Source organism: Mesorhizobium sp. (assembly GCF_965229135.1).
In the GTDB taxonomy this organism is placed as follows: Bacteria; Pseudomonadota; Alphaproteobacteria; order Rhizobiales; family Rhizobiaceae; genus Mesorhizobium.
Genome location: NZ_OZ245860.1, coordinates 3,750,786 through 3,768,122, shown reverse-complemented (window position 1 = coordinate 3,768,122; position 17,337 = coordinate 3,750,786). Strand labels below are relative to the sequence as shown.

Annotated in this window: 15 protein-coding genes; 7 read left to right on the top strand and 8 right to left on the bottom strand. The window is 63.9% G+C overall.

Going from position 1 to position 17,337, the window contains the following annotated elements; translation table 11 throughout:
• Positions 1-66: 66 nt before the first annotated feature.
• Positions 67-1,110, bottom strand: coding sequence for a DNA polymerase III subunit delta (gene holA / locus ACO07C_RS17810; RefSeq protein ID WP_421915464.1), 1,044 nt, complete (start codon positions 1,108-1,110; stop codon positions 67-69).
• A 253-nt stretch (positions 1,111-1,363) separates the two neighbouring features.
• On the opposite strand from holA, the gene ACO07C_RS17805 reads away from it, so the two are divergent.
• From ACO07C_RS17805 to lpdA, 4 genes are all read left to right on the top strand, one after another.
• Entirely contained in the window at positions 1,364-2,596 is a 1,233-nt protein-coding gene (locus ACO07C_RS17805) for a 3-methyl-2-oxobutanoate dehydrogenase (2-methylpropanoyl-transferring) subunit alpha (RefSeq protein ID WP_421915463.1), read from the top strand.
• Between the two features lie 3 nt (positions 2,597-2,599).
• Positions 2,600-3,613 (top strand): alpha-ketoacid dehydrogenase subunit beta, encoded by a 1,014-nt coding sequence (locus ACO07C_RS17800; RefSeq protein ID WP_421915462.1) that lies wholly within the window; start codon positions 2,600-2,602, stop codon positions 3,611-3,613.
• Positions 3,614-3,630: 17 nt separating this feature from the next.
• Positions 3,631-4,947, top strand: a complete 1,317-nt coding sequence (locus ACO07C_RS17795; RefSeq protein ID WP_421915461.1) for a dihydrolipoamide acetyltransferase family protein — start codon at positions 3,631-3,633, stop codon at positions 4,945-4,947.
• 246 nt (positions 4,948-5,193) lie between these two features.
• On the top strand, positions 5,194-6,603 hold the full coding sequence (gene lpdA, locus ACO07C_RS17790) for a dihydrolipoyl dehydrogenase (protein WP_421915460.1): 1,410 nt from the start codon (positions 5,194-5,196) through the stop codon (positions 6,601-6,603).
• Positions 6,604-6,775: 172 nt separating this feature from the next.
• Here the strand turns inward: lpdA and ACO07C_RS17785 are convergent, their stop codons facing one another.
• Positions 6,776-7,879 carry a saccharopine dehydrogenase C-terminal domain-containing protein gene (locus tag ACO07C_RS17785; protein ID WP_421915459.1) on the bottom strand — a complete coding sequence of 368 codons (1,104 nt, stop codon included), beginning with the start codon at positions 7,877-7,879 and terminating at the stop codon, positions 6,776-6,778.
• Between the two features lie 181 nt (positions 7,880-8,060).
• Here ACO07C_RS17785 and ACO07C_RS17780 point away from each other — a divergent pair, with 181 nt between their 5' ends.
• The 3 genes from ACO07C_RS17780 to ACO07C_RS17770 all read left to right on the top strand — a co-directional run bounded on the left by ACO07C_RS17780 (position 8,061) and on the right by ACO07C_RS17770 (position 11,645).
• Positions 8,061-8,489 (top strand): Lrp/AsnC family transcriptional regulator, encoded by a 429-nt coding sequence (locus tag ACO07C_RS17780; RefSeq protein ID WP_421915458.1) that lies wholly within the window; start codon positions 8,061-8,063, stop codon positions 8,487-8,489.
• 448 nt (positions 8,490-8,937) lie between these two features.
• On the top strand, positions 8,938-10,476 hold the full coding sequence (locus tag ACO07C_RS17775; protein WP_421915457.1) for an ArnT family glycosyltransferase: 1,539 nt from the start codon (positions 8,938-8,940) through the stop codon (positions 10,474-10,476).
• Positions 10,473-11,645: a glycosyltransferase gene (locus ACO07C_RS17770; RefSeq protein ID WP_421915456.1), complete on the top strand. Its 1,173-nt coding sequence runs from the start codon at positions 10,473-10,475 to the stop codon at positions 11,643-11,645. Before ACO07C_RS17775 ends, ACO07C_RS17770 begins: the two co-directional genes overlap by 4 nt.
• Positions 11,646-11,697: 52 nt before the next feature.
• On the opposite strand, the gene ACO07C_RS17765 is transcribed toward ACO07C_RS17770, so the two are convergent.
• The 6 genes from ACO07C_RS17765 to ACO07C_RS17740 form a co-directional block, all read right to left on the bottom strand.
• Positions 11,698-13,059 (bottom strand): ATP-binding protein, encoded by a 1,362-nt coding sequence (locus ACO07C_RS17765; protein ID WP_421915455.1) that lies wholly within the window; start codon positions 13,057-13,059, stop codon positions 11,698-11,700.
• The gene (locus ACO07C_RS17760; RefSeq protein ID WP_421915454.1) at positions 13,046-13,723 is read right to left on the bottom strand and encodes a winged helix-turn-helix domain-containing protein; all 678 of its coding nucleotides are present in this window, start codon (positions 13,721-13,723) and stop codon (positions 13,046-13,048) included. Before ACO07C_RS17760 ends, ACO07C_RS17765 begins: the two co-directional genes overlap by 14 nt.
• A gap of 133 nt (positions 13,724-13,856) precedes the next feature.
• Positions 13,857-14,639 carry a hypothetical protein gene (locus ACO07C_RS17755; protein ID WP_421915452.1) on the bottom strand — a complete coding sequence of 261 codons (783 nt, stop codon included), beginning with the start codon at positions 14,637-14,639 and terminating at the stop codon, positions 13,857-13,859.
• A 186-nt stretch (positions 14,640-14,825) separates the two neighbouring features.
• On the bottom strand, positions 14,826-15,044 hold the full coding sequence (locus ACO07C_RS17750) for a hypothetical protein (RefSeq protein WP_421915451.1): 219 nt from the start codon (positions 15,042-15,044) through the stop codon (positions 14,826-14,828).
• Positions 15,041-15,796: a COG4280 domain-containing protein gene (locus ACO07C_RS17745; RefSeq protein ID WP_421915450.1), complete on the bottom strand. Its 756-nt coding sequence runs from the start codon at positions 15,794-15,796 to the stop codon at positions 15,041-15,043. The genes ACO07C_RS17750 and ACO07C_RS17745 overlap by 4 nt, the downstream gene beginning before the upstream one ends.
• A 166-nt stretch (positions 15,797-15,962) precedes the next feature.
• Complete coding sequence (locus tag ACO07C_RS17740; protein WP_421915449.1) at positions 15,963-17,267, bottom strand: NAD(P)/FAD-dependent oxidoreductase; 1,305 nt, start codon at positions 17,265-17,267, stop codon at positions 15,963-15,965.
• Between the last annotated feature and the right edge of the window lie 70 nt (positions 17,268-17,337).

The window sequence follows — 17,337 nt, the reverse complement described above, 5'->3', positions numbered from 1 at the left end:
GCAATGAAGGGGCGGCGCTGACGTCGCCCGTCCTCCCAGCACAATGCCGGTGATATCCCGCGAAGCCTATCGCTGCGCCAGCCGGCTGCTCTCAATCGCTATGCCCAGCAGTGCCTGGCGCGCCAGCGCTATCGCAAGATCGGGACGCCGGCGGGTCTGCAGAACAGCTGTCTGCAGGCGGCCCAAAGCCCGGCCCAAGGCATCGCTGTTCCAGCGCTCGAGCGCCTTTTCCACCAGCTTTCGGCGCGCGAAGAAGACCGGCGGGCGGGCCGCGGCGACGACCGACCCCGCGTTGCGTCCGCTTGAATCCATCTGGCCGCGCATGGCCTGGATCGACTGCAATTGCCGCATCGCCGATGAGAGCACCAGAAAGGGGTGTCCGCCGGACTGACAATGGCGGGTGAAGGCACTGTCGAAGTCGCCGATCTTGCCTTCGAGCAGCGCATCGACCGCGTCGTCGAAGGAAAGACCGGAGACGTCGCCCGACGTCGCCTTGACGTCATCAATGCCGATCTCCTTCTGGCCGTTCGCGTAAAGCACGAGCTTCTCGATCTCGCCACGCGAAGCCAGCCGGTCGCCACCGAGATTGCGGCGCAGCGCCTGCCGGGCTTCGAGCGTCATCGACATGCCCGCCTTCTGCAACTCGCCGTCGATCACGGTATCGATGTCCCTGGCTTCGTCGGCGTAGCAAGGCAAGGCCATGGCATTGTCGGCCGCCTCGACGACAGAGCGCAACCCGACGCCTTTCTTGAGATCACCGGCCTCGATCAGGATGATGGCGTCTCGCGGTGGCTCGGCGGTGAGCGCCTTGACGTCCTCGGCAAGCGCTTTCTGTCCCGTGGCATTGCGCACCCAGAGCAGGCGCCGGTCCGAAAACATCGGCACGGTCCGGGCTTCGTCGAGCAGGCGGCCCTGGTCCTGGTCGACTTCGGACCCCTCCAGCCTGACCACCGAGAAAGGATCATCGAGCGGCAGGCCGGTATTGGCGGCGAAAGCCTTGGCGCGCTCGGCGACCAGCCCGCGATCTGGGCCATAGAGCAGGACAATCGAAATGCGCGAGTCCGGGCGCGCCAGCCATGAATCGACCTCGAATGCTTTCTTCTGTGCCATCCCGGCTGACTAGCACGTGGCGAGCGCGGGGTGAACAAAGTCGATTGCGCAAAGTGACGTCCATGGGCTGCGTTGCACCTTCACCTGGCGCGACCTACCTGAATTGCATGCTGTTGCGGCGGATCAGGCAAATCATTCGCCAAATTGCGCGCGGGCTCGGAAGTTAGACAAGAAATTTCGCCGACATATCGTCATGTTGCCTGCGGCGCGGATGTGCGAATATCCCGCCGGGCAACCTTGGAGGAGAAAGGTCATGGCCGACGCTGGACTATTGCGGTTTCATGTTCCGGAACCGGAAGTCCGGCCGGGCGGGACGCCCGACTTTTCCAATGTGACCATCCCCAAGGCCGGTTCGGTGCCGCGCCCCGAGATCGACGTCGATCCGCGCACCATACGCGACATGGCCTTCTCGATCATCCGCGTGTTGAACCGCGGCGGCGAAGCGGTCGGTCCCTGGGCGGGATTGCTTTCCCAGGATGAGCTGCTGGCGGGCTTGCGCCATATGATGACGTTGCGCACCTTCGACGCGCGCATGCAGATGGCGCAGCGGCAGGGCAAGACGTCATTCTACATGCAGCATCTGGGCGAGGAGGCGGTGAGCTGCGCCTTCCGCAAGGCGCTCGCCCCCGGCGACATGAATTTCCCCACCTACCGGCAGGCCGGCCTGCTGATAGCGGACGGCTATCCGATGGTCACCATGATGAACCAGATCTATTCCAACGAGGCCGACCCGCTGAAGGGGCGGCAGCTGCCGATCATGTATTCGTCGAAGGAGCATGGCTTCTTCTCGATCTCCGGCAATCTGGCGACGCAATATATCCAGGCTGTCGGCTGGGCGATGGCCTCGGCGATCTCGAACGATTCCAAGATCGCCGCCGCGTGGATCGGCGACGGCTCGACCGCCGAGTCCGATTTCCATTCGGCGCTCGTGTTCGCCTCCACCTACAAGGCGCCGGTCGTGCTCAATGTCGTCAACAACCAGTGGGCGATCTCGACCTTTCAGGGGATCGCGCGCGGCGGCTCGGGCACTTTCGCGGCGCGCGGCCTCGGCTTCGGCATTCCGTCGCTGCGCGTCGACGGCAACGACTATCTCGCCGTTCATGCGGTGGCTAAATGGGCTGCCGAGCGAGCCCGCGGCAATCTCGGGCCGACACTCATAGAATATGTCACCTATCGCGCCGGCGCGCATTCGAGCTCGGACGATCCCTCGGCCTACCGGCCGAAAACCGAATCCGACGCCTGGCCGCTCGGCGACCCCATCGTCAGGCTGAAGAACCATCTCATCCTGCAAGGTGCGTGGTCGGATGAGCGTCACGCACAGGCCGAGGCGGAAATCCTCGACGAGGTGATCACCGCGCAGAAGGAAGCCGAAAGCCACGGCACGCTGCATGCCGGCGGCAAGCCATCGACGCGCGACATGTTCGAAGGCCTCTATGCCGAGATGCCGCCGCATCTCAGACGCCAGCGCCAGCAGGCAGGGGTCTGAACCATGCCGAGACGGACCATGATCGAGGCGATCCGCGACGCCATGGATGTGTCGATGGAGCGCGACAACAAGGTCGTCGTGTTCGGCGAGGATGTCGGCTTCTTCGGCGGCGTCTTCCGTTGCACGCAGGGGCTTCAGGCGAAGTATGGCAAGAGCCGGTGCTTCGACGCGCCGATCAATGAATCCGGCATTGTCGGCTCGGCCATCGGCATGGCCGCCTATGGATTGAAGCCGTGCGTGGAAATTCAGTTTGCCGACTACATGTACCCGGCCTACGACCAGTTGACCCAGGAAGCGGCCCGGCTGCGCTATCGTTCGAACGGCGATTTCACCTGCCCGATCGTGGTTCGGATGCCGACCGGCGGCGGCATTTTCGGCGGCCAGACCCATAGCCAGAGCCCGGAGGCGCTGTTCACCCACGTGTCCGGGCTGAAGACCGTGGTGCCGTCCAATCCGCATGACGCCAAGGGCCTGCTGATCGCGGCGATCGAGGATCCCGATCCGGTGATCTTCCTTGAGCCGAAGCGGCTCTACAACGGTCCCTTCGACGGCCATCACGACCGGCCGGTGACGCCATGGTCGAAGCATGAGCTTGGCGAGGTCGCCGATGGCCACTACACCGTACCGCTCGGCAAGGCCGCGATCCGTCGGGCTGGCTCCGCCGTCACCGTGCTGGCCTACGGCACCATGGTCTATGTCGCGCAGGCGGCGGTCGAGGAGACCGGCATCGATGCCGAGATCATCGACCTGAGGACGCTACTGCCGCTCGACCTCGACACCATCGTGGCCTCGGTCAAGAAGACCGGGCGCTGCGTGATCGTGCATGAAGCCACGCTGACGTCCGGCTTCGGGGCCGAGCTGTCGGCGCTGGTGCAGGAAAACTGCTTCTACCATCTGGAGGCACCGGTGGCGCGTGTCGCCGGCTGGGACACGCCCTATCCGCATGCCCAGGAGTGGGACTATTTTCCCGGTCCCGCCCGCGTCGGGCGTGCCCTCATTGAAACACTGGAAGCGTAGAGTGGGGGAGGCCTGAGATGGGCGAACACATCATCAAGCTGCCCGATGTCGGTGAAGGCGTCGCCGAGGCCGAGCTCGTCGAATGGCATGTGAAGGTCGGCGACATCGTCCGGGAGGACACCATGCTTGCCGCTGTCATGACCGACAAGGCGACGGTCGAAATCCCGTCACCCGTCGATGGCGAAATCCTGTGGCTTGGCGCCGAGATCGGCGACACGGTGGCGATCGGCTCTCCCATCGTGCGGCTGAAGGTGGCGGGCGATGGCAATGTGAAGTCGCGGGCCGGCGAAGTGGAGGCCGTGGCCGCCGAACCTCCAGCGAAACTTCCGACGCCAAAGCCCGACGCTGTCGCACCACCGGCCAAGACCTCGCCAAAGGTCGACACGGCAGGGGCGAAGCCTGTCGCGGCCGTATCGAAAAGCCCCCAGCAGCCGTCAGTCTCGGGCGCGCCGCGCGCGGAAAGCGAGAAGCCGCTGGCATCGCCGGCCGTTCGTTTGCGAGCGAAGGAGGCCGGTATCGATCTCAGGCAGGTTGCGGGAACCGGCCCCGCTGGGCGCATAGGTCACGAGGACATCGAGGCTTTCCTGACACGCGGGCCGCGGCAGGCCGCGAAGACATCCGGCCTCGCCCGCAATGACGCGATAGAGGACATCAAGGTGGTCGGACTCCGGCGCAAGATCGCCGAGAAGATGACGCTGTCCAAGTCGCGCATCCCGCACATCACCTATGTCGAGGAGATCGACGTCACCGCGCTGGAGGATCTGCGCGCCGCGCTCAACAAGGAAAAGCGCGCCGATCGACCCAAGCTGACGCTGCTGCCGTTCCTGATGCGGGCGATGGTCAAGGCGATCGCCGACCAGCCCAGCCTAAATTCGCTGTTCGACGACGAGGCCGGCATCATCCATCAGCATGGCGGCATCCATATCGGCATCGCCGCGCAGACCCCCTCGGGTCTGGTGGTGCCCGTCGTCAAGCATGCCGAGGCCCGCGACATCTGGGACTGCGGCGCCGAGGTCATCAGGTTGGCCGAGGCGGCCAAGTCCGGAACTGCGACACGTGACGAGTTGTCGGGATCGACCATCACCATCACCTCGCTCGGCGCCATGGGCGGCGTGGCGACCACGCCGGTGATCAATCATCCGGAAGTGGCGATCATCGGTGTCAACAAGATGATGGTGCGGCCGTTGTGGGACGGCACTCGGTTCATTCCGCGAAAGATGATGAACCTGTCCTCCAGCTTCGACCATCGCGTCATCGACGGCTGGGACGCCGCCGTGTTCATCCAGCGCATCAAGACGCTGCTGGAAACGCCAGCGCTGATCTTCGTGGATTGACGGGGATGCCATGGGTCCTCAGCGTGCTCCCCACCTTAAGCGCCGCGCCGCCCCTCATTGCCCTGCCGGGCATTTCTCCCCGTATAGTGACGGGGAGAAAGACGCTGTCGTTGATGATTTCGCCAATTACCAACGTAGCGGAATAGCCGCCGAGATCGCTGCCGGGGCCGGCAGGCGGATGAGGGGCAGCGCGGGGCTGCATCGGATAGTGTCACAGGCGATTGACCCCAAGAAGAGCGTGCCAAGATGAAGGAAATCTCCTGCAAGCTGCTCGTCATCGGCGCCGGTCCAGGCGGCTATGTCTGCGCCATCCGCGCCGGCCAGCTCGGCGTCGACACGGTGATCGTCGAGGCCGGCAAGCCTGGCGGCACCTGTCTCAATGTCGGCTGCATTCCGTCGAAAGCGCTGATCCATGCCGCCGAGGAGTTCGAGAAGGTGTCGCACATGGCCGGCGGCAAGAGCCCGCTCGGCATTTCGATCGCTTCGGCCACGCTCGATCTAGCCAGGACGATCGCCTGGAAGGACGGCATTGTTAGCCGGTTGAATAGCGGCGTCTCCGGTCTGCTCAAGAAGGCCAAGGTCAAGATCGTCCAGGGCTGGGCGACGTTTCGCGACGGCAAGACCGTTGAGGTCGAGACCGAGACCGGCGTGCAGGTGATCCGCGCCGAAACGATCGTCATCGCCACCGGATCGGCGCCGGTCGAGCTGCCCTTCCTGCCCTTCGGCGGGTCGGTCATTTCGTCCACCGAAGCGCTGGCGCTGAGCGCAGTGCCAAAGAAGCTCGCGGTGGTCGGTGGCGGCTATATCGGCCTGGAACTCGGCGTCGCCTTCGCGAAAATGGGTGCCAAGGTGACCGTCGTCGAGGCCCTGCCGCGCGTACTGGCACAGTATGACGCGGAGTTGACCCGGCCCGTCGTCAAGCGACTGGCCGAACTCGGCGTCGAGGTGATGACGGGCGCAAAGGCCAAGGGGCTGTCGACCCAGGGACAGGCGGGCAAGGGTGACGCGCTACTGGTCGAAACATCGGACGGCAAGAACGTCAAGGTCGCGGCCGACAAGATCCTGGTAACGGTCGGGCGCAAGCCGGTGACCGAAGGCTGGGGGCTCGACCAGATCGATCTCAACATGGCCGGGAAATTCATCCGCATCGACGACCAATGCCGCACCTCGATGCGCGGCATCTTCGCCATTGGCGATGTCACCGGCGAGCCGATGCTGGCGCACCGGGCGATGGCGCAAGGCGAAATGATTGCCGAGATCGTCGCCGGCCACAAGCGCAACTGGGACAAGCGGGCTATCCCGGCCGTGTGTTTCACAGACCCGGAGTTGCTGACGGCGGGCCTGTCGCCGGAAGAGGCCAGGGCGCTGGGCGAGGTCAAGATCGGCATGTTCCCCTTCGCCGCCAATGGCCGGGCGATGACGAAGCTTGGAGAGGATGGTTTTGTCAGGGTTGTCGCGCGCGCCGACAATCATCTGGTGCTGGGCATCCAGGCGGTCGGCCAGGGCGTGTCGGAGCTGTCGGCGGCTTTTGGTCTGGCGCTGGAGATGGGTGCGCGGCTGGAAGACATTGCCGGCACCATCCACGCGCACCCGACGCAAGGCGAAGGGTTCCAGGAAGCGGCGCTGAAGGCGCTTGGGCACGCGCTGCATATTTGAGGCGGCGCCCCCGTGATCTCCCCCCTTGAGGGGAGATGGCCGGCAGGCCAGAAGGGGTCGGCTCGACTGGATGCGACCTCCTTGCAGCGAACAGGGGCTGGCGCTTCACGCGCGGCGACCCCCTCTGTCGCCTTCGGCGACATCTCCCCCTCGAGGGGTGAGACCAGGCGCCTCAGCTCGCCAGCCGCGTCACCATCTCGTGCTGCGCGTAGGCGCGGCCGAAGCGGTTGGCGAGGAAGGCATCCAGCGCGATGTCTTCCTGCCTGACGAAGCCGGTCGCCGGCAGGCTACCGTCCGCCAGCATGTCGAGCACGGCGCAGATGCCGGACGCCGTGGTGATCTGGATGGCGCTGCGCACCGTCTGGCCGACGCGCCTCGAGTAAATCTTGTTGGCGTAGGTTTCCTGCAGCAGGCGGCCGTTCTTGCGGCCCGACACGGTGACGAAGACGATGACCACGTCCTGCAGCGTTGCCGGCAGGGAGCTTTCAAAAATGTCCTTCAGCACGTCGCGGCGGTGACGCAGGCCGAGATCGTTGAGCAGCGCCTTCATGATCGCGGCGTGGCCGGGATAGCGGATGGTACGGTAGTTCAGGGTGCGCACCTTGCCCTTCAGCGTCTCGGCCAGCGTGCCCAGCCCGCCGGAGGTGTTGAACGCTTCATAGGTGACGCCGTCGAGCGAGAACTCCTCGCGCTCTTCCAGCGGCGGAACTTCGACCAGTTCGCCTTCGACAATGGCCTCGCAGGGTTCGCAATATTCGTTGATGACGCCGTCGGTGCTCCAGGTCAGATTGTAGTTCAGCGCATTGGACGGGTATTGCGGCAGGGCGCCAACGCGCATGCGCACGCTTTCCAGCGTGTCGAAACGGCTGGCGAGGTCGTTGGCGACGATCGAGATGAAGCCTGGCGCCAGTCCGCATTGCGGAATGAAGGCGCTCTTGCCCGAGCGTGCCAGTTCCTTGACCCGCCTGGTGCTGACGACGTCCTCCGTCAGGTCGAGATAGTGCACGCCGGCACTTGCCGCCGCCTCGGCGATGCGCGTCGTCAGATGGAAGGGGGCGGCGCTGAGCACCGCGAATTTGCCGGCGAGCGCCGCTTCGAGAACGCCGGGCGCCTCGATGTCGAGCTCGAGCGTCGCGACGGTCGCCGGCAGTTCCGCGGAGCCAAGCTGGGCCGCCGAGCGATCGACTAGGGTGACATGATAGTCGCCGGTCTCGGCGAGCATCTCGGCGATGGTCGAACCGATCTTACCGGCGCCTACGACAACAATTTTGTTCATGATCGATCCCTCGCTCGAATGTTGATTTGATACTTTTGTTTCAGGCAATGCCGTTGTCCCAAAAACGCTGCGCGCCTTTGGGTGACATGGCCGAGGATCGCAGCTTGCCTGTCGAAAGGAAGCGTGGAATTGTTCGAATCGAAACTCAATTCCATTCAATACGCCAAAAGGTTTCGTCGAAATGCTCAGTGACGCGGAACAGGCCCTGCTTTCCCTGCTGCGCGAGAACGCGCGGGCATCGACGGCTGACCTGGCGCGCCGCCTCGGCGTGTCGCGCACGACAGTGCAGAGCCGGATCGAGCGGCTTGAGCAGCGCGGCGTCATCAGCGGTTATGGCGTGCGGCTGGCACCGGATTGCGAGCAAGGCCTGGTGCGCGCGCATGTACTGCTTACCGTGACGCCCAAGCTCGCCGACAAGGTGGTGCGCAGCCTGCGCTCCCTGGCGGCGGTTCGGACCCTTCATTCCGTCAGCGGCAATTTCGACATGATCGTCATCGTCGCGGCACCCTCGATCAAGGACCTGGATTCGCTTCTCGACCAGATCGGCGCCATGGAAGGGGTAGAGCGGACGTCGTCGTCGATCATCCTGTCGACGCGCATCGATCGCTGATCATCGCCGGATCGGCCGGATCGCGTGCGATAGGCTTCTTACCGATTTGTAAGAATTCAGCAAATTGCCAGTATGTTTGACAGGATATATCCACGGTCGATCTGCAGCAGCGTATTGACGCTACCGTCGAAGATACCACTGACAAATATAAGCCACAAATTTCATACACTGTTATCTCTCAGGAATTGCATATGCCGCGCGGCAGTCACATAATTGCGTCAAGTAAAGGCATATGGATCACTACATCCGCTATGCTTTTTACTATTTTTTTCCTGCTAATTGTCATTTCAGGGAATTGTTCCGCGCCTGATGGGCGCTGGCAGATGCTGTGGATCTGGTAGAAGCGATGCGGCCCGGCTCCCCGGAACTGGCGGCATTCGGCGGATCGCCTGCCATTGCCGGGTGGTTCTCCAGGGCCGGTGCTCCATCAGCCGCCCCAGCCTTCCGGATGATTCTTCTGGTCGGGGCATTCCTGGTCTTGCGGATAGCCCTTGCGGCGGTCATCCCGTTGTCGATCGACGAGGCCTATGCGGTGGTGGTGTCGCGCAGTCACTCGCTGTCCTATTTCGATCATCCTCCGCTCGGCTTTGCGCTCGGCCGGCTGATGGCGGACATAACGGGGTGTGAATGCCGGCTGTTTGTCCGGCTTCCCTATGTGCTGCTTGGTTCGTTATCGGCGCTGCTGCTCTTCGACCTGAGCCGTCAGGCCTATGGCGCGGTGGCCGCGTTCTGGGCGGTGGCGTGGTACACGGTTGCGCCCTTCTTCCTCATTTCGGCCGGCCATTTCGTGGTGCCGGACGGCCCGTTGAATTTCTTCCTGCTGGCGAGTGCCTGGGCCGTCGCGCCGATGCTGCTTGGCAAGGCGCCGCCCCATGCGCTTCTGCGATGGAGCGTCGCGGGCGTGGCGCTCGGCCTCGCCCTGATGTCGAAATACCAGGCGGGCCTCTTCTGCGTTTCCGCGTTGCTTATCCTCGTGTCGACAAAGCCTGGGCGGGCCGAACTTGCCACGCCAGGTCCATGGGTCGCTGGCGTCATCGCACTGCTCGGTCTGCTTCCGGTCGTGCTGTGGAACATGAACCATGAATGGGTGTCCTTCGCGTTCCAGTCCGGGCGAGGCCTCGCGACCGAAGGCCATCTACTGCATCCAGGAAATCTCGCTATCACCTTGGTCGGCCAGGCGGCCTATGTGTGGCCAGTCGTATGGATCGTGGCGATCGTATGCATATGGAAGGGGGTCAGCACCGGCTCGTCGGTCGCCGATCGCTTCTTCGCACTGATTGCCGTGCTTCCGGTGGTTTTCTTCGACATGGCCGCGCTGTTCAGCGCCCATTCCCTGCCGCATTGGTCGATGAGCGGGTTCCTGTTCGCCTTTCCTCTCGTTGGCCAGTGGTGCGGCCGCTTCGCCGAACGCAAGCCCGGATTGCTGCGGGTGTCATTTGCCACGGCGGCGATCGTCGTTCCGCTTCTGGCCGTGGGATTTGCGTTGCAGACGACGACCGGCGCCTTCACCCGCCCCTTCCATGAACGGGCAACGAAGTTCGACATCAACTGGCAACTCGTCGACTGGTCGGAGCTGACCAATGACACCGAGAGCAGCGACCTCAGCGGCGCCGACGCCTATGTCGTCGCCGCGGACTGGATGCAGGGTGCCAGGATTGCCCATGCACTCGGGCCGAACGTTCCAATCGAGGTGCTCCCCGGCGATCCCCGCCACTTTCAGTTCATGGATGACAAACGCCTGGACGTCCGCGGCAAGGGCTTCTTCGTCGGAGCCCTCAACTTCGGCAAGGAAGCCGAGCGGGAACAAGAATACCGCAACAGCCTGGGCAAGCTTTTCGTCGTGGATGGTCCTGCCCGGCATGTCACCCAGAGCGTTGCTGGCTTCCCGATATTCGAGATCCTGATCCTGCCGATCAGGCGAGCCAACCCCTTGCAGCCAACGATTCAGGATAGTGCTGCGTCTCCAGACAGCAGGCCTTTGCCATGAACCAGACAGTCATATCCCGGTTGGCGGACAACTCCGGCGAGACGCGACCCGAGCCGGAGCCCGTGGTTGCGGCGAACCAGAACAGGGGCGTGGAACTGACCGTTGTCGTACCCACCTTGAACGAGCGCGCCAATGTCGAGTTGATGGTCACCCGGCTACACGACGCGTTGCGGGGAATCGAATGGGAAGTCGTTTTCGTCGATGACGATTCGAAAGACGGAACGATCGCGGCGGTTCGCGACATAGCCGCCCACAACTCACGCGTTCGCGGCATCAGGCGCATCGGCCGTCGCGGCCTCGCCGGCGCCTGCCTTGAAGGCGCTCTTTCGAGTTCGGCGCCCATCATCGCCGTCATGGACGGTGATCTGCAGCATGACGAGAAATGCCTTGCCGGCATGCTGGGGATCATGCGCGGCGGCGGGACCGATATGGTCATCGCCAGCCGGTACGAGACATCGAAAGGGGCCGGCGGCGGCCTGACGAGGCTGCGCTCGAGCGGCAGCAGGCTGGCAACGCACCTTGCACGGCTGCTCCTGAAGGCGCCGATCAATGACCCGATGAGCGGGTTCTTCATGCTGCGCCGTGAGATCGTCGAAGCGGTTGCGCCCAAGCTGTCGCAGCAGGGGTTCAAGATCCTGCTGGACATCGTCGCGTCTTCGCCGAAGCCCCTGCGTATCCGCGAGATCCCCTATGTGTTCGGCGCTCGCCTGCACGGGCAGAGCAAGCTCGATTCCATGGTCGTGGCCGAATATCTGGGCTTGTTGATCGCCAAGGCATCGGGCGACCTGATTTCGACGCGATTCCTTGCGTTCGGCCTGGTCGGTTCACTGGGCGTCCTGGTTCACCTGTTCGTCCTGCACGCCCTGTTGCCGGACGGTCTGCCCTTCGCCATGGCCCAGACCATCGCCATGTTCACGGCAATGGCGTTCAACTACACGCTGAACAATGCCTTTACCTACCGCGACAAGCGCCGGCGCGGCTGGCGCTTCCTGACCGGCTTCGTCATGTTCGCGGCGCTCTGCAGTTTCGGGGTCGTTGCGGGCGTTGGCGTGTCGTCGCTGCTTTACACCAGTTCGTCGCGCTGGTGGGTGGCGGGCCTCGCCGCCGCCGCCGTCGGCTCGGCCTGGAACTACATCACCAATTCCGCCATTACCTGGCGGACGCGATAAAGCGGTTCATCGGGGAACGTCGAATCGCGCCGGCTCCTGCCGCAACCGCCTCTCAGCTCCTGGCTCTCGGGAAACTCACGGTTATAGCCAGGCCTGGATCGCAATCCTGAAGGGCAACGGTCGCGCCATGCAGATCGGCTATGGCCCGCACCAGGCTCAGGCCGAGGCCGCTGCCTGGCGTGGTCCGGCTGATGTCGAGCCTGTAGAGACGTTGAAACACCTTCTCGCGCTCTTCGGTCGGAATTCCGGGCCCGTTGTCACTGACTTTGGCGAGAACGTGATCGGCTTCCATAGTGACTGACAGCTTGATGACCGTGCCTTCAGGGCAATGCCGTAACGCGTTCTCGACCAGGTTCGCGAACAGCTGCGTCAGCAGTTCGCGATCGCCATGGATCTGGCTTCCCGCCTGAAGCGCGGTTACCGACAGGGACTTGCCGTCATCCTCCGCGACGTCGGCGTAGATCTCGGCGATGGTTTCCACCACGGCGCCGAGATCAAGATCGGTAAAGCGCGCCTTGCGCGCGCCGGCCTCGATCTGCGCGATGCGCAGCAGGGCGTCGAAGGTCTCGTTGATCTGCACGGCTTCGACCCGGGCTTCCGCGAGATCGTCCGAGACCTCCTGGCCAAAAGTGGTTTTCTGCGAAGCGACGTCGAGGATCATCTGGAGACGGTTCAACGGCGTCTTCAGGTCGTGGGCGATGTTCGCGCTGACGTGCCTCATCCCGTCGACCAGCGCCGACAATCTTTCGAGCGCGTCGTTGACCTGGCCGGAGACGACATCAATGTCGTCGCCATTTCCGATCAGCGGGATGCGTGCGTCGAGTTTTCCGTGCGAAACGTCGACCATGGTCGCCGCGATGCCGTCGAGCCGACGCTGGACGCGCGACGCCAGCAGGGCGCCGCCAGTCACCGCAAGGCCGGTGATGATGAGCGTTCCCCAGCCGAAACTCATCAACACGATCCGCTCCAGTTCCCTGGTTTCGGAAAGGCTGAAGGCCACGGTCAGGTAGTTCCCGCCGACCGTACCCGAGTAGGCCCGATATCCGGCATTCGAACGCATCCCGGGCGTTGCGACATTGAACATGGAGAACCCGTCGGGCAGGCCCGCTATGGTGAAGTTCCCGGCGATGTGATTGCCCTCGGGCCCCGTGAGGGAAAAGATCTGCTCGTTGACCGAGCCCACCTTGGAATGGCTTTCCACGGCCAGGATCAGATCTTCCAGACCATCGTCGGCATAGGCCGACGCGACGACCGAGTAAGTCTGCAGAATGGTTTCGTCCAGCCGATCGGCAAGGTCAGCACTCATCAACTGGTAGACGATGGCGCTCGACAGCACGAAGGCAAGCACGAACAGGAATGCGAATGTGAGCGCGAGCCTGAACGGTGTGCTGCGAAGCAGGCTAAACCGGTGCATGCAGGCTGTAGCCGGTGTTGCGGACCGTGTGGATAAGCGGGATTTCGAACGGCTTGTCGATCTTGGTTCGCAGCCGGCTGATATGGGTCTCGACCACGCTGGTCTTGGGGTCGAAATGGAAATCCCAGACACGTTCCAGCAGCATGGTGCGGGTTATCACCCGTCCCTCGCCGCGCATCAGGACCTCCAGCAGGCTGAATTCCCGCGGTTGAAGGTCGATCGTGTGACCCTGCCGTGTGACGCGGCGCATGATCAGGTCCATCTCCAGGTCGGCCACTCGCAAGGTGGTCTTCTGCTCCTGCGCCGCCGGCCGGCGGCCAAGCGCGTTGATGCGGGCGAGCAGTTCGGAAAAGGCGAATGGCTTGACCAGATAATCGTCGCCGCCCGCCTCCAGGCCTTCGACGCGGTCGTCGACGCCACCGATCGATGTCAGGAAGATCGCCGGCGTGCGCACGCCGGCGGCGCGCACCGCCTTGATCATGGACAAGCCGTCAAGCCCGGGGATCATGCGGTCGGCAATGATCACGTCATAGGCTCCGCGCGTCGCGGCGAAGAGGGCGTCATGGCCGTTGCGCAAGAGATCGCAGACATGACCGGCCTCGGTCAGGCCTCGCATCACATAGTCGGCCGTTCGCGGGTCGTCCTCAACAAGAAGAAGGCGCATGGTTGTTCCGGTCTGTTACCGAGGCTTGTCGCGGCCATATGCTAGCATCGGCGATCACCGGTTCCTAGGATATCCGGCGCGCCTTGCCCGCCGGTGAGTTCGCGCATGATCATTCTGGATCATGCCGCTCGGATCAAAGCAGGATCTCCCCGATTTCCTCGTCGTCCTTTTTCATCGTCATGTAGAGGACGAGGGCTAGAATGCAGCCAAGGAACACCAGGCTGGTAAAGGTCGTCCCCAGACCCAGGCCGCCATATTCGGCCGGCTGCGAGAGAAGATCCCCGAACGAGGCGCCAAGTGGCCGGGTCAGGATGTAGGCGAGCCAGAAGGCGAGGACGCCGTTGATCTTCAGGGCGTAGTAGGCGAAGGCAATGAGCGCGATGACGCCGCCGAATAGGAGGCCAGTCGTCAGGTAGCCGGTGTCGAAGCTTTCCGCGACCAGATCGCCCGCGGCGGTCCCCAGCGAGAATGTGAAGAGGATCGCCAGCCAGTAGAAGATTTCGCGTCTCGTCGTGTGGATGGTGTGGATCGACAGCGTTCCTTCGCTGGCGTACCAGACCGAGAATGTCATCGCGAGCAGGACGCTGAACGCGATCGTCGTGGTCTGCAACCGCACGCCGAAATTGTCGACGAGATTGTCGGTGATCAGGGTGCCAACGACGCTGACGAGCACGACTGTCAGCCAGTAGGCCCAGGGTGTGTAGCGCTTCTGTCCGAACTGAAGGACGAGCGCGACGATCAGGACGCCGGCCATGATCAGCGATGTGACCGTCAGGCCGAGACCAAGATTGATGGCGAGATAGTCCGCCGCCGTTTCGCCCATGGTCACAGCCATGAGCTTGATCAGCCAGAAGTCGACGCTGACATCGGGAACCCGGTTGAGAACTGGTGCGATGCGTTGGGTAAGCAAGAGCATGGCCAGAGTCCCGTATCCTAGGATGAGCGGGCTTGCCTGCCCATGACCTTTGCCCGCGGTCCCGGCGAGGACAAATTCCTGCCGGCATCAACACGATAGGGAGCTGAAATCACCCCTGTCTTTCCGGGGGCTTACAGTTTCGTAAAGATGGACATGGAATGGCGAAGGCTGGGGACGAGTGCTTGCCTATCGCCGTTGTGCCGCGCGGTGGACGCTATGGATCAGGATGGCAAGGCAGCCCACGAGAAGGAGTATGCCGCCAGGCAGGGGCGGCAGCGCCAGAAATCTGACCGCCGCGGTCACTGCCCCGATCAGGATCAGCGCCAGCAGCGCCAGCAGCGCCAGATTGCCGTCGTCGATGAACATGCCGACGATCTCGCGCACGACAAGGCGCACGATGGTCATCGGGCCAGCCCTCCCGCGGAGGCAGGATAGGTGCGGCGCAGCCAGTGCACGATCGCCCAGGACGCCAGCGCAAGGATGGCGAAGATCACCAGAAGGGCAAGGTCGGCGCCCGGCCAGTCGGCACCTATGCCTTCGCCGGTCCAGAAGATGCCGAAGCTGGTCAGCATCAGGCCGACCACGAATTTCAGCGTGTTCTCCGGCACGCGGGCCAGGGGACGGTGCGCGGCCAGACCGATCAACAGCACCAGCACCAATGCCGCCAATGCGCCGAGGCTGGCGTAGAGCGTCTGCCCATGCGCGGCCCCGACGGCGATGACGATGAAGACGACTTCGATGCCCTCGAGCAGCACGGCCTTGAACGCCGCCAGTCCAGCCAGATAGTTGGCCCGCCGATCGTCCGCCTGCTGGCGCAGAAGGGCGGTCTCCTTGGAGAAGGCCGCTTCCTCGTCATGCAGCGCGATGACGCCGACGCCGCGCAGTATGGCCTTGCGCAGCCACCGCATCCCGAACAGGATCAGCAGGACACCGACCACGAACTGCAGGGTGGTGATGGGAACGAGCGCCAGCAGCGGTCCGAACGCCAGCACCAGGGCGGCCAGGACCGCCAGGGCCAGCGCCGAACCGGTGAATGCCGGGCCCCATCCCCGCGTCAGGCCGACGGCCAGGACGATGGTGAATGCCTCGACCACCTCGACGAACGATGCGAGGAAGGCAGCGCTTATGGTTGAAACCATGGGTGCGAAGCCGGCCATGACTCTTTTCCCGAGAACGTTGACGCCTGTCTCTATCATGAATGCGAGCCTGGCGCCCGCCGCCAAATACTTACGGATCGGTATGGCGATGCAAGTCAAATGCGAGATCGGCGCCATTCCTTAGCCGGGTAATCAACCGGCCATCCGCCAGTCAGTTCATGGAAAATCAAACACGGCCCAGACCGTCCAGCACCCGGTAATACTGGCTGACGGCGAAGACCCCTACCTTGCGCAGGGCATGCAGCGCGTAGGGGTCCGGCATGGTCACCGGGAATGGCAGGTCGGCCGGTGCGGTTCCGGTCGCAAGGCTGGACAAGAGCTTGCCGATGGCCGTGCATGTTGCCACGCCGCGACCGTTGCAGCCGAGTGCCGTCAACAGGCCGGGGGCCAGGACATGGATGTGGGGCATCGTATCCTTGGTGATGGCCACCTTGCCGCTCCAGACAAAGTCGACCGGCGCATCGGCGGCCTGCGGAAAGGTGCGGGCAAGCGCCGCCTTTAATGGCGCGGCGTCCTGCATCGTCGGGTTGTCGTCGACAGGAGAGCGGCCGCCCATGATCAGCCGGCCTTCGTGGTCGAGGCGGAAATAGAGCAGCAGCCGGCGCGTGTCGGCGACACCCTGGCCGCCCGGCAGGATGGTGTCGCGCACCGCCGGCGGCAGTGGCTGCGTGGCGATCTGGAAGCTGGTGACGGGAATGACGGTCTGGCGCAGCCCGGGCCAGAGATCTCCGGTATAGGCGTTGGTCGCCAGGATCACGTGGCGCGCGCGGACGCTGCGCTGGCCCAGATCCAAGACCCATTCCTTGCTCGCGGACTTCACCCCGAGCACCGGCGTATTCGCCAGGATGGTCGCGCCTTGCGACATCGCGGCGGCCGCCAGCCCGCGCGCATAGCTGAGCGGCTGCAGCACGCCGCCGCGCGGATCGAACCAGCCGCCATGATAGGCATCGGGTGACGAGCCGGTGAGCGCCGCCATCGCGTTGCGATCGAGCAGGCGGGCCCCGACACCACGCGCATGCCACTGGCGAAAGCGCGGCGTCACGATCTCCTCGAAGCCCCTGACGCCATGCGCGCCCTGGATCCAGCCGCTGCGTCTGGCGTGACAGTCGATGGCGTATTTTTCGATGATGTCGAAGACCAGGTCGGCGGCACCGCCGATCGTCCCGGCGATGGCGGCGCCCAGCGCGGCTCCGAACTTGGCCTCGAGCTTCTCGGGATCGTGCTTCAGCCCGGCGATGATCTGGCCGCCATTGCGTCCCGAGGCGCCCCAGCCGGGCTCGCTGGCTTCGACCACGACCACCTTCTGGCCGGCCTGCGACAGGTGCAGCGCGGCGCTGAGACCGGTATAGCCCGCGCCGACGATGGCGACGTCGGCGGTGATGTCACCCTTTGCCTGGGAATATCGCGGCGCAGGACTCGCGGTCGCCGCCCAGAGACTGGCGGGCAGGGCGAAGGGACCGGCGGCGGGCATGTGTTGCTCTCCCTGGGCGCATTGGCAGGAAAACGCTCCGGCAAACGATGTGCCGGAGCGTCGGGGATGT

Bases quoted from the DNA above. Each gene is read 5' to 3' on its own strand.
- ACO07C_RS17745 (WP_421915450.1), bottom strand. From the start codon at position 15,796: ATGGCCGGCTTCGCACCCATGGTTTCAACCATAAGCGCTGCCTTCCTC.
- ACO07C_RS17755 (WP_421915452.1), bottom strand. From the start codon at position 14,639: ATGCTCTTGCTTACCCAACGCATCGCACCAGTTCTCAACCGGGTTCCC.
- ACO07C_RS17775 (WP_421915457.1), top strand. From the start codon at position 8,938: ATGATTCTTCTGGTCGGGGCATTCCTGGTCTTGCGGATAGCCCTTGCG.
- ACO07C_RS17770 (WP_421915456.1), top strand. From the start codon at position 10,473: ATGAACCAGACAGTCATATCCCGGTTGGCGGACAACTCCGGCGAGACG.
- ACO07C_RS17765 (WP_421915455.1), bottom strand. From the start codon at position 13,059: ATGCACCGGTTTAGCCTGCTTCGCAGCACACCGTTCAGGCTCGCGCTC.
- lpdA (WP_421915460.1), top strand. From the start codon at position 5,194: ATGAAGGAAATCTCCTGCAAGCTGCTCGTCATCGGCGCCGGTCCAGGC.
- ACO07C_RS17800 (WP_421915462.1), top strand. From the start codon at position 2,600: ATGCCGAGACGGACCATGATCGAGGCGATCCGCGACGCCATGGATGTG.
- ACO07C_RS17740 (WP_421915449.1), bottom strand. From the start codon at position 17,267: ATGCCCGCCGCCGGTCCCTTCGCCCTGCCCGCCAGTCTCTGGGCGGCG.
- ACO07C_RS17805 (WP_421915463.1), top strand. From the start codon at position 1,364: ATGGCCGACGCTGGACTATTGCGGTTTCATGTTCCGGAACCGGAAGTC.
- ACO07C_RS17795 (WP_421915461.1), top strand. From the start codon at position 3,631: ATGGGCGAACACATCATCAAGCTGCCCGATGTCGGTGAAGGCGTCGCC.
- ACO07C_RS17780 (WP_421915458.1), top strand. From the start codon at position 8,061: ATGCTCAGTGACGCGGAACAGGCCCTGCTTTCCCTGCTGCGCGAGAAC.
- ACO07C_RS17785 (WP_421915459.1), bottom strand. From the start codon at position 7,879: ATGAACAAAATTGTTGTCGTAGGCGCCGGTAAGATCGGTTCGACCATC.
- ACO07C_RS17760 (WP_421915454.1), bottom strand. From the start codon at position 13,723: ATGCGCCTTCTTCTTGTTGAGGACGACCCGCGAACGGCCGACTATGTG.
- holA (WP_421915464.1), bottom strand. From the start codon at position 1,110: ATGGCACAGAAGAAAGCATTCGAGGTCGATTCATGGCTGGCGCGCCCG.
- ACO07C_RS17750 (WP_421915451.1), bottom strand. From the start codon at position 15,044: ATGACCATCGTGCGCCTTGTCGTGCGCGAGATCGTCGGCATGTTCATC.